10 protein-coding genes are annotated in these 11,545 nt (G+C 57.4%); 7 read left to right on the top strand and 3 right to left on the bottom strand.

The window, feature by feature from the left end; genetic code table 11:
• Positions 1 to 55: 55 nt before the first annotated feature.
• The 3 genes from AC1Q67_RS01020 (at position 56) to AC1Q67_RS01030 (ending at position 3,610) form a co-directional block, all read left to right on the top strand.
• On the top strand, positions 56 to 2,440 hold the full coding sequence (locus AC1Q67_RS01020; protein WP_492235521.1) for a glycosyltransferase: 2,385 nt from the start codon (positions 56 to 58) through the stop codon (positions 2,438 to 2,440).
• A 127-nt stretch (positions 2,441 to 2,567) separates the two neighbouring features.
• A complete protein-coding gene (locus tag AC1Q67_RS01025) occupies positions 2,568 to 3,248 on the top strand; it encodes a glycosyltransferase family 2 protein (RefSeq protein ID WP_492235520.1) in 681 nt (226 codons plus the stop codon).
• Positions 3,245 to 3,610 carry a DUF2304 domain-containing protein gene (locus tag AC1Q67_RS01030; protein WP_492235519.1) on the top strand — a complete coding sequence of 122 codons (366 nt, stop codon included), beginning with the start codon at positions 3,245 to 3,247 and terminating at the stop codon, positions 3,608 to 3,610. Before AC1Q67_RS01025 ends, AC1Q67_RS01030 begins: the two co-directional genes overlap by 4 nt.
• Before the next feature lie 29 nt (positions 3,611 to 3,639).
• Here the strand turns inward: AC1Q67_RS01030 and galE are convergent, their stop codons facing one another.
• Together galE and lptF are read right to left on the bottom strand one after the other, a co-directional pair.
• On the bottom strand, positions 3,640 to 4,620 hold the full coding sequence (galE, locus tag AC1Q67_RS01035) for a UDP-glucose 4-epimerase GalE (protein ID WP_492235518.1): 981 nt from the start codon (positions 4,618 to 4,620) through the stop codon (positions 3,640 to 3,642).
• Between the two features lie 38 nt (positions 4,621 to 4,658).
• Positions 4,659 to 5,813: an LPS export ABC transporter permease LptF gene (gene lptF, locus AC1Q67_RS01040; protein WP_492235517.1), complete on the bottom strand. Its 1,155-nt coding sequence runs from the start codon at positions 5,811 to 5,813 to the stop codon at positions 4,659 to 4,661.
• Positions 5,814 to 5,932: 119 nt separating this feature from the next.
• Here lptF and AC1Q67_RS01045 point away from each other — a divergent pair, with 119 nt between their 5' ends.
• Both AC1Q67_RS01045 and AC1Q67_RS01050 read left to right on the top strand, forming a co-directional pair.
• Positions 5,933 to 7,219 carry an O-antigen ligase family protein gene (locus AC1Q67_RS01045; protein WP_492235516.1) on the top strand — a complete coding sequence of 429 codons (1,287 nt, stop codon included), beginning with the start codon at positions 5,933 to 5,935 and terminating at the stop codon, positions 7,217 to 7,219.
• Between the two features lie 61 nt (positions 7,220 to 7,280).
• Positions 7,281 to 7,886, top strand: coding sequence for a class I SAM-dependent methyltransferase (locus tag AC1Q67_RS01050; RefSeq protein ID WP_492235515.1), 606 nt, complete (start codon positions 7,281 to 7,283; stop codon positions 7,884 to 7,886).
• Positions 7,887 to 7,916: 30 nt separating this feature from the next.
• On the opposite strand, the gene AC1Q67_RS01055 is transcribed toward AC1Q67_RS01050, so the two are convergent.
• A complete protein-coding gene (locus AC1Q67_RS01055) occupies positions 7,917 to 8,414 on the bottom strand; it encodes a hypothetical protein (protein WP_024575208.1) in 498 nt (165 codons plus the stop codon).
• Positions 8,415 to 8,661: 247 nt separating this feature from the next.
• Here AC1Q67_RS01055 and AC1Q67_RS01060 point away from each other — a divergent pair, with 247 nt between their 5' ends.
• Positions 8,662 to 9,741 (top strand): D-TA family PLP-dependent enzyme, encoded by a 1,080-nt coding sequence (locus tag AC1Q67_RS01060; RefSeq protein WP_492235514.1) that lies wholly within the window; start codon positions 8,662 to 8,664, stop codon positions 9,739 to 9,741.
• A gap of 525 nt (positions 9,742 to 10,266) precedes the next feature.
• A complete protein-coding gene (locus AC1Q67_RS01065; RefSeq protein ID WP_492235513.1) occupies positions 10,267 to 11,517 on the top strand; it encodes a nucleotide sugar dehydrogenase in 1,251 nt (416 codons plus the stop codon).
• Positions 11,518 to 11,545 lie beyond the last annotated feature (28 nt).

Genomic DNA, 11,545 nt, shown 5'->3' on the forward strand with positions numbered 1-11,545 from the left:
CGCCATGCTGTCAGAAAATTCCTACGGCTAACGGCGGCTAGCAAGAATAACGGATATGATGCTCTCGGTTCACATCAAACTTTCGGACAAGGGCTGGATACTGGAACAGTGCGCGCGGCAGCTCGCCGAGCGGCTTGATTACGTTACCTACGATCTTGAGGAAAATCCCCTCGCCACCATCCAGTACTACATGACATATGGCGCCCGGAAGGATCGAGTTTCAAAACTGGAGGTTGCGTTTCTCACTCACCTCGAAGAGCACGCCGACGCCCGGGAGCTGTTCTTTCAGACTGCGCACTCCGTCGACCTGAACGTCTGCATGTCGAAGCGATATCATGCGCTGCTGGAAGCAAAAGGTTTCACCAACTCGGTCGTCATCAAACCCGGCGTCGATCTCGCCGAGTTTTCACCAAAACTTCGGATCGGTGTCGTTGGAAGGACGTATCATACGCAGAGAAAAGGCGAGCATATCGTAGCCGACGTGCTCAATATCCCTGAAATTGAGTGGTACTTCACCAGCTCCGGATGGCCCCGCCCCGGCCTCGAGCTTGCACCAGGCGAGATGCCGGAGTTCTACCGCAACATGGATTACATTCTGGTCCCCTCGCTTTATGAAGGCGGACCGATGAGCGCGATCGAGGCGCTTGCGTGCGGCACGCCGATTATCGCACCGGATGTCGGCTGGATACCCGACTATCCTCACATCCCCTTTGCCACAGGCAGTTCAACTGACCTCCGACGCGTTCTCACCAACCTTGTTGCAGCGAAGGTAGCGGCGCGCCTCCCGGTTCTGGGTCAGACTTGGGACCGCTTTGCCAACGAGCATGACACCGCCTTCCGAAAACTGATTGCCGATAAATTTCCGGGCGAGATCGTCACGCCTAAAAAGGCGCGCGCAAAACCAGCATCGAAACCTTACGACCTTGGCAAGGTCGCCCTCATTCTTCATCAAGCCGAGAGCTATTTCGCCGGCGGCCCCTCAACGCGTGTTCCGGAGCTGGCGAAGACGCTGCGCGAGCAAGGCCTTGACGCCCGCATGGCAACGCCTGACGACGTCGGCAGATCGGAGATCGCTCACGTTTTCAACGTCTGGGAGCCGGCCGAAGCGATCGCAACACTCCGATCGCTCCGAACGCGCGGAGCACGTATTCTGTTTTCTCCGATCTTCATTGATCTGTCCGCCCGCCACTTATGGAATCAGAAGCTGATCGCGATTTTTGAAAACGCGATGGACCCAGTTCCACCGGATGCAGAGTTGCTCTCATTCAAAGACGAGTACGAGTCTTTCCTGAAAATTCCATTCTCGGAGCGGCCCGAGCCTGTTTCAGGTTTTTATGATCAGGTGCGCGTTATGCTCGGCCTCGCCGATCACATCGCCTTCCTGAGCGAAGAAGAAAAGGCGAACCTGGAAGTCATTGCGGGAAAGCCCGTGAACGGGTCGCTCGTTCGGAACGCAGCCATACCTTCGGCAGCCGGTCAGGTTGACTCCTCACTGTTCCGAAGCACCTTCCCGGCAGTTCCGGAACAGTTCGTTCTCTGCATCGGACGTATCGAAACCCGGAAAAATCAACTGATGCTGGCGGTCGCAGCACGCCAACACGGACTACCCCTCGTGCTTGCCGGGGACATCGCTGATGAAAAGTACGCAGACCTCATCAGAAAATTCGGCGGACCGGACGTTCACTTCCTCGGCCGGGTCTCGAACGAGTCCGGCCTCCTCCCGTCGGTACTCTCGGCGGCATCTGTCGTTGCGTTACCGAGCTGGGCCGAAGGAACGCCACTCTCGGGGCTGGAAGCACTTGCGGCGGGAAAAAATGTCATTCTGAGCAACCAGCCGAACCTCAGGGAGCACTTTGGCGACGCGGTCGGCTACTGTGATCCTCACGACATCAATGAGATCGGCCAGAAGATAGCCGATGCATTTGGCCGGCACAGGCAATCGTCCCGGGAAGCTGCCGGCATTCCAGCCTGGTCAGACCATGTCCGCGATACCCTGCACGCCTACTCTGACTGCATCACAAAGCCCAGGAGCATGAGCGGGCGCTTCCCGATCGATGCGGCACTGGTCGACTCACTGTTGCTCGATGAGCGCCTGAAGCGCGAAGCCGCTGAACTGCAAGCCTGGCAAATCGATCAACATGCCGGCGTACTGGCCTTACAGACGCAGGAGCAGGAGGCCACCATTGCCGGGCTGAAGCAGGATATCTCGGACGCAGTCGCACATAATGAACTCCTTGGACGGCAGAACGCCGCGATGGAGGAGCAAATCGCCATCCTGAACGCAGAATACAGTTCCGAAAGAACCGTGCTGCGGTCGGAAATCGGGCGTCTGGCCGACCTGAACGAGAAAACCCTCGCCAGCTTTTCGTGGCGCATAACCGCCCCACTTCGAGGATTGAACACCATCGTTCAGCGTTGCCGCCGGCTGCTCGGTTCCTGATGGTCCCGCACGGGCCCGCTCCTCACGGCCTCATTTGACATCGGTCCGGCGGAAACGTATTTGCAGTTGCAGGGTTTATATTCTCGCCTCGATCTCGACCGAAATTTCAGCCAGCGGATTACTCACGGTGACCTTCGACACCACGTGGCTCGTCGTTCCCGCATTCAACGAGGAAGCTGTTGTCGGCGATACCGTTGCGGCAGCGCGTCAGTATTTTTCGAACATCATCGTTGTCGACGATTGTTCATCGGACAAGACCTCAATCAACGCCAGAAATGCCGGTGCGACCGTCTGCCGGCATCCGGTGAATCTCGGACAAGGCGCGGCTCTTCAGACCGGCATCGACTACGCGCTGTCTCGGGGAGCCGATCATATCGTAACGTTCGATGCCGACGGTCAACACCGGCCGATCGATGCGGCCGACATGGTCAAGATCCTTGATAGCGGACGCTTCGACGTCGTCCTGGCGTCCCGGTTCCTTGGGCATACGGTCGGAATGCAATTGAGCAAGCGGCTGCTTCTAAAACTGGCAACGCTTTACACGCGGGTAACAACCGGCCTCGAAATCAGCGACACCCATAACGGCCTGCGCGTCTTTAGCGCGAATGCCGCCAGAAAAATCCGCATCCGCCAGAACCGTATGGCGCACGCTTCGGAAATTCTGGAATTGATCAGCAAGTTGGGCCTCCGCTACACCGAAGCGCCCTGCACCATCATCTACACCGACTATTCCATGGCCAAAGGCCAGCGCATGGTCGGAGCCGTCAGCATCCTGAAAGATTTACTCGTTCGGAGGATGTACAGGTGATTTTTCAGGGAATTCTGGTTCTCTGCTTTTTGGGAATATTCGCGTATTCGCTTTCACAGTGGCGGCGCTCCCGCTTGGTTGGGGGCGTTATTACGACAATTGCAGTCGCCGGAATTGTGATGGTGCTTCTTCCGGACCTCACGAACATCGCGGCGCATGCCGTCGGCGTCGGACGCGGTGCCGACCTCATCCTGTACTGTTTTATCGTCGTGACGCTGGTCGCTGTGCTAAATCTTCATCTGCGAATTCGCGCGATGTCTGAACAGAACACCGAGATCGTGCGCTTGATCGCTCTCTCTTCGGTTCAGGACAACGCCCCGCCCCATACCGAGACAAATCGCCCAGCCACGTTACGCGACTAGCGCCGCAGGGCGCATGGCACCCCCACGATTCATCGCCCCGTCAGCTTTCGTTCCCAGGCATACGAATGGGCGACGATCGTCTCCAGATCATCAAATCGCGGCGACCATCCCAGAACATTCCTTATCTTTTCGGACGCAGCCACCACCACGATCGCGTCACCCTTGCGTGGGGCCGCGTGAACAACGGGAAATGTCGACTTCGAGACGGCCTGGACTGTGCGAACCACATCAAACACGGAAAATCCTCGCCCATATCCGCAATTCAGGATTGCTGACTCCCCGCCGCCGCGCAGATAAGCGACCGCATCGGAATGAGCCCGGACCAGATCGGTGACGTGGATATAATCGCGAATGCACGAGCCGTCGCTCGTCGGAAACTGCGTTCCAAAAACCTCCAACCGAGGTCTGATGCCGAGAGCAGCCTGAACCGCGACCTTAATGAGGTGGGTTGCGCCGGGGGTCGACTGACCGGTCCGCATAAGCGGATCTGCCCCGGCCACGTTGAAATACCTAAGGATCGCGTACTTCAATCCATGTGCGGCGCCAGCATCCTGAAGCATGATTTCCGTCATCAGCTTTGACCAGCCGTATGGCGTAATTGGCGATGTCGGAACATCTTCCGAAATGCTGTAACCGCCGGCTCCTCCGTAGATGGCTGCAGTGGATGAAAAGATAAAATGACGGACGTTGTTCCTGACAGCCGCCTCGATCAGCGAACGAGAGGCGCAGGTGTTGTTGGCGTAATAACCCAGGGGATCGGTCATCGAGTCCGTGACAACCGCCGACCCGGCAAAATGAATAACTGTCGAAACAGAGTGGTCCGTCAGTATCCGGTTGACGAGCGCACTGTCCGCGACATCCCCTAAAACAAAAGGAACGGATTCAGGAATAGCGTTTCGAAAACCCGTCGAGAGATTATCGAGCACGACAACATTTTCGCCGTTGTCGCAAAGCTCACGCACCATGTGACTTCCGATGTAACCAGCGCCACCGGTAACCAGAATTGCCATGCCTCACCCAAGTTCAATCGCCCGCCGAAGCGCCGGAGTCATCTCGTCCGCAATGCCGCGACCCGGTTCAAAAGATTGTTGACCACACCCAGCAGGTTTGCCGGCGCATCAATGATCACGCCCCGCAAAATCATCCAGAGACTTCCCGCACTGACGATTGCCAGCAAGAGGTACTGAGCTGGAATAGCGAGCGGCTTCGATGTGGACACCGTCGAGAGCCCGAACCCCGCGATACGCAGCACCAGAATTCCGACCACAAGAACTGCTATGGCGAAGTTGCGATTTTGCCGCGTGGTGCGCGGGGCGCCAAGGATGGCGAACGCCATCAGGATGAAGACAAACGGATAGATTGGCGCGAAAATCCGGTCATGCAGTTCGGCCCGGAATTCGCCGGGGACCCGCTTGAAGATCGGATCGTCAGGCGGTGGCGATATCAGGTCTCGGATCGACCTCTCGCGCGGACCATAAGTCACGTTCTGAACGACATTGGAAAACTGCGACAGGTCGAAAGCATAGCTGTTGAACGCAACGAGCGCCGGATCCTTCTTGCCTGTCTCAAATCGTTGCAGGTTGCCGTCCTGAAGGATCAGGAAGGAGCCTCGCTCGTTCTTCTGAACCGTGCCCCGGTCCGCAAGAATATCGATGCGTTCTGCCGGATTGCGCTGGTCGTCGATGAAAATCCCGACCAGAAGTCCTCCCGGCTGCCGCCCCTGAATGCGGATCGTCAGCGGGCCGAGCCTCTGAAATTCACCAGGCCGCAGAATATTGGTGAGGACGTCGGCACCGATCTCGGTCTGCCATCGCCGCAAGGCTCGCAAGCATTCCGGCGCAAAATAAATCGACAGAAAGGCGACCAGCAGACTGACCACACACGTCGCGTACATGAACGGCCGCAGCAGCCTTCCGGGCGAAAGACCGGCTGCGTTCATCACGATGATTTCCGAGTCGGTCGCGAGCCTGTTGAGCGTATGCATCACCGCAATCAGCAGGGCGATGGGCGCGATGATCATCGCCAGGAGCGGAATAGCCAAGCCTGTCACGCCGAGAAAGACCAGTATCGACTGGCCCTGCCCGGTCATCAAATCGATGCCGCGCAACGCCTGGGTGATCCAGATGACGCCCGTCAGGGAGACGAGAATCAACAGGAACGCCAGCAACGTCGTTCGCACGATATAGCCGTCGATTGCGCTCATCCAACTTCCGGGTACAGTCCGATTCGAAAGCGGCAGCTGCCGCCTGATGGGGTTATCATCTTGAGCTATATCGCATATTTTCCGCCGTCCGCACCAAAAAACAGCGCCGTCGAGGGGTAATGTACGCCGCAATAAAGCGAGAATTGGCCGATGTCTGGATCGGCTTCTTCGTTTGGATCGGACCCAATCGGCCAGCCGCACAGGCTGCTCGGCGGAAAGGTACGGAAAATTTCGCAATTATTGCGGCCGCCGGATTGCCCTGGTCAACATCTTTCGCGTCGATCTGTGGGCTGATCTTTCTGCTTGGTTTTCTCAGCACGGTAAGACCGGCGGCATTGTTTCAGTCCCTGAAGCACCCCGCGAGCGCGGCCGCGCTGGCTCTGTGCCTTATTGCGGTGCTTGGCGTCTTTTGGGCAGATGATCTTTCCTGGCCTGACAGGTTTCGCGGGCTGACTCCCATGGCGAAACTCCTGGGCATACCGATACTGATCTACTACTTCAGCCAGTCCGATCGTGGCAGATATGTCTTCTACGCCTTTGTCGCATCGTGCACCGTTCTCATGCTGTACTCGTGGATAGCGCTGTACTGGCCGGGACTGTCTATTCACTACAAGTCGGACCAGCCTGGCGTTCCGGTCAAGAATTACATCGACCAGAGCCAGGGCTTCGCATTTTGCGCATTCGCGCTCGCCGCCATTGCAATTGAATCGTTCCGCCGCGGACAGCGGGTGATCGCCGCTTTGACAGCAATCATCGCTATCGCACTCTTGACCAATCTTGCCTTTGTCAACGTATCGCGAACCGCGCTGGTCTATTCTCCCATCCTCGCTGTTCTGTTTGCATATCGCTACCTGAAGCCAAGCCACTTCTGGATCGCATGCCCTGCTCTGCTCGTTGCCATCGCCGGACTTTGGTCGATCTCTCCAAACCTCCAGCACAAGGTATCTGCCGCATTCAGCGAGTATCGCGTTGCTCAGAAGGAACAAGGAACGACATCAGTTGGGCAGCGGTTGGAGTTGTGGAGCAAGTCAATCGAACTCTTCAAAACCGCACCGATAATCGGTCACGGGACAGGATCAGCCAAAGTCCTGCTGACCCGCGATGCTCCAAAGCAGGCCGGCGCGTCTGCAATTGGCAACCCGCACAATCAAACACTTCTGTTTGCGATTCAGTGGGGCCTTCTGGGAGCCATCGCGCTTTACGCCATGTGGATCCTGCATCTGCTGACATTTCGCGGCAGCGGCGTCATCGCATGGATCGGTCTCACCGCGGTCGTGCAAAATGTGCTGAGTTCAGTGTTCAACTCGCATCTCACCGATTTTTATCAGGGTTGGCTCTATGTACTGGCTGTGGGCATCGCCGCGGGTATGATCCTGCCGCCGAGACCGGATATGAAGCATCAGTAGATAGCCAGCCATCTTTCCTATCCCGGATACAGAACTCGAATGCTGAAGAAGTAAGTTCACAATGCGCTACGACCAGCTTCTAAGTCTCGTTGCCCTCTACAAGCCCCGCTCAATTGTAGAGATCGGAACAAATCAGGGTGATCGGGGCGTGCTGCTGTGCAGAGAAGCGCTTCGCCATAACCCCGTTGTTGCCTATACGGGTTATGACGTGTTTGACACCAAGGATGCCGAATTTCACAAGCAAGTATTCAATGGGAAGGGAGCATTCGCAAAAGAACGCGTTGCCGCGCGCTTCGACGAAATCAATTCACAATACCCCGGTTTTCAATACCGGCTCCTTCAGGGAACGACCGCTGAAACACTCCACTCCCACGACGTCCGCGCAGAATTCGTCTTTATCGATGGCGACCACCGCGTCCAGACCATTGCGCTCGACTACGATGCCGTGAAGCACTCAAAGGTCGTCGTCTTCGACGACTATTATTCAGAAGCACCCGACTGCGAAAAGATCGACACTAGCATCTACGGGTGCAATTCGATCATCGACAAATCGAAGTCTGCGACCGTCCTGCCGAATGCAGATCGATTTCCGGCGACGGGGGATATTCGAATGGCGGCATTAGTCAAACGCCACGTCTTCTTCAGAGGCAGGCCGATCTGGTTCTGACGCCACCTTCGCCTATGCCAACACGCCCGCTTAGGTACGTGTGAGCGTGATGTTGGCGCCCTTGAATTCCCCGCCCGCCGAACGGATGACAACCGATTGGGAGTTTCCGCGGGTGGTCAGCACGAGGTCTGCCGAAAACGTGCCCGCGCTCACCACGACCTGAAATCGCCCGCCGGACGTCGTGCCCTGGACGTCACCGCTGACATTGCGGGTCGATTCACTCCAGGTGCCGGTCAGCCTGCCGCCATCGGACACGACATTGCTTGTGAGTTCGATCTTGTAGCTGTCGCTGGCACAACGCAGCGTCTGCTGGAGGGCATTGCCGTCGCTTCTCACGGCATAGGTCGCCCGGCATCGGATAGCCTCCTTCGCCCCGCCTTCGAGGGATATGGAGCCCTTCCCCGACCACACACCGGACATGCCGGCGAATGGTTGCGCCGATTGCGCCATCGTTTCCACGGAGACAAATGACAGTCCCAAAACAGCGGCCACGGCCAGTCGCCGGCTGATTGATTCAAACAAAAACATTGCACCTCACATTTGGACAGATCCGTCCCGGAAGTGAACGGGAGCGGAAATCCGGAACGCCTGCCTAACTTCGCAGGAGCAACAACGGTTCCATATCATCGGACCGGAATAAGGGTGAATTTGGACAAGCAAGGTTTCCTGACCGGATCAATCTCTTGTGAAACGGCCTCTTATACGGGCAAAGTTGAAATCAGCGTGATTTCGATGAGACCACCGGATTTCACGCGCCGCCAGGAAGGAAAGCCCGTTGACCAGCCCGCTTGCCGCAAAAATCGCCCGCGAATACGGAACGCCAGCACTTGTCATCGATATGGATCGCGTGGAGCGCAACATCGCGCGTATTCAGAAAATCTGCGACGATGCAGGCGTCGCTAACAGGCCGCACATCAAGACTCATAAAAGTCCAATGCTCGCCCACCTTCAGATCAAGGCCGGCGCAAAAGGCATTACCTGCCAGAAGCTGGGCGAAGCCGAAGTGATGGCCGAGGGCGGGATCGACGACATCCTCATCAGCTACAACCTGATCGGCGATGAAAAGATGGCGCGCCTTGGCGCCCTCCTGGCGAAGACCAGTGTCACCGTCGCGGCAGACAACCCGGTCGTCATCGCCGGTTTACCGGCTGCTGCGGCGGCCGCGGGGCGCGCCCTGCCAGTCGTGATCGAGTGCGACACCGGGCGCAAGCGCGCCGGTGTCGAGACACCGGCAGAAGCCATCAATCTCGCTGACCAGATCCAGAATACCCCGGGTGTTTCGTTTGCGGGCCTCCTGATGTATCCAACCGAGACAGGTTGGAGCGAGGCGCAGGGATTCTACGACGAAGCCCTGAGCGGCCTGCGCCAACTGGGCCTCGATCCGGCCATTGTGTCGACCGGCGGATCACCTAATCTCAAGAACGTCGGGCAGTTAAGGGGCGCCACCGAGCACCGGCCGGGAACGTACATCTACAATGACCGCATGCAGGTCGCGGCAGGCGTTGCCACGTGGGACGACTGTGCCCTGCACGTCTATTCCACCGTTGTCAGCCGCGCAGGGCCGGATCGCGGCATTCTCGATGCTGGTTCGAAAACCCTGACCGCCGACACAGGCGGCCTCGATGGCTATGGCCTGATCCTGGAGCACCCGGAAGCCAGGATCGCCCGCTTCGCGGAGGAGCACGGCTTTCTCGACCTGACAAAGAGCAATACGCGTCCGGCTGTGGGCGACGTCGTTCGCATTGTCCCGAATCACGTCTGTGTGGTGGTCAATATGGCGGATGAGGTCGTGATGGTTCGCGGCGACGAGATCGTGGGTATTCTTCCCGTCGCCGCGCGGGGCAAGTTGCGATAGCGATCCGTCGCCCGCCGAACCGCAAGCCGGCTGAAATCCGCTCCCAGAGCAAAAAACAAGCGCCCGGTTTCAAATAACTGCCGGTGCGCGAGGGTTGCGCGTCCGGAAAAATCCTCATCGCAATTGACCGAAGTAAAAATGACGCTCGGTCAGGGCCTCGCAAAGCTCTACGAACTGTGGATAGATGCCGGGCTCGCCACCCGTCATATGGAGAAGCCACCGATATCCTGTTGAATCGAAGCCTGCTGCCGCTCCTGTGCGGTGACGAGTTCTCAATTTATCGCCAAGAATTTCCGGTGAAAAAAGCAATACTCGCAGCGATAATTGCAGGTGTTCCAAAGAAGCCAATCGGCTTCGATTTGATAGTCCATCTGCATCTGCGCGGCGCTGATCCGATCAGGAGAACGCTTATTGGGCAGAGCTCAAATCACTAAACATCCAAAATACGAACATAATTTTCCCGACCCGACAATGTCGTCGGCATTTGAAAAGATTCCCATTGAATAATTCGTACGAAGGCAACTGATGCGTATTGTGGTTTGCGGTCTTGGGCATGTCGGCGTTGTGACTGCGGCGGCCCTTTTACGGGAAGGCCACACCGTGATTGGAGTGGATAACAACGCCGCCGTCTGCGATGTTCTCGGGCGCGGCCTCGCCCCATTTCGAGAGCCGGACATTGGTGAGATTATTGCCGCGGGCCACGCAGAAGGCCGGCTGTCCATAGCAGCAGGTTTGAACGATATCGCAGAAGCCGACGTTGCCTTCATCTGTGTCGGCACCGGCGGATTGCCCGACGGCAGTCTGGACCTTGAGGACCTGCGCACCGCGTCCCAGACCCTGGGTGAAGCCGTTCGGCTGAGGGCGCCCGATTTACAGCCAATTTTGCTGGTGTTCCGAAGCACAATGCTGCCCGGCACAATGACCACGACGGTCATGCCTGCGCTCCTTGCAGCTATCGGCGAGCCATCGGGCCGGCGTTACAACGTTGCCTACCATCCCGAATTCATGCGCGAGGGGTGCGCTCTGGCGGATTATTTCGCGCCGGCGAGAATTGTCATCGGCGAACAGAGCCCCGGAACTGCCGACAAGCTCAAGGAGTTGTACGCGGGCATTGATGCTCCCATCGTCGCAACGTCTCTAGAGACTGCCGAGCTGATTAAATTCGCCGACAACAGTTTTCATGCCTTGAAGGTCTGCTTCGCCAATGAAGTGGGCCGCCTCGCCGCCAGCTCCGGCATCAGCCCATCGGAGCTGTTCCAGCTTTTCTGCATGGACACAAAGCTGAATCTTTCAGCCGCGTATCTGCGGCCCGGCGGCGCATTCGGCGGCCCCTGCCTGTCGAAGGACATTCAGGCGCTTGCTCACCATATGAAGGTGTCGGGAATTAGCGCGCCTATTATCGATCATATTGTTGCGAGCAATCAGGCTCACACTGACTTCCTGATCGCCGAGATCAAGAGACGCGCCCCGCCCCGCTCACGCATCCTGCTTGTTGGCCTGAGTTTCAAGGCCAATACAGACGATATCCGGCAAAGTCCGCTGGCTGATCTCGCTCAACAGTTACTGACTGACGGATACGATCTGGCTGTGTATGATTCAGATCTTGTTGCAACAGGAGACGGAAAGTCCCGGCTTGCGCCCTGGCTGGCGAAGATCGCCGTCCAGAAAATTCACTCGGACGACACGTGGGATCTCGCGGTGATCGGAAGAAATCAACCCGACGCAATCAAGGTGCTGAACAGCTCCATTCCGCTGTTCAATATTGACCGGCTTTAGCAACGTGCGCGGAAGAATTCTGATCGTC

This window comes from Afipia sp. GW823-FHT06G09, assembly GCF_058794875.1.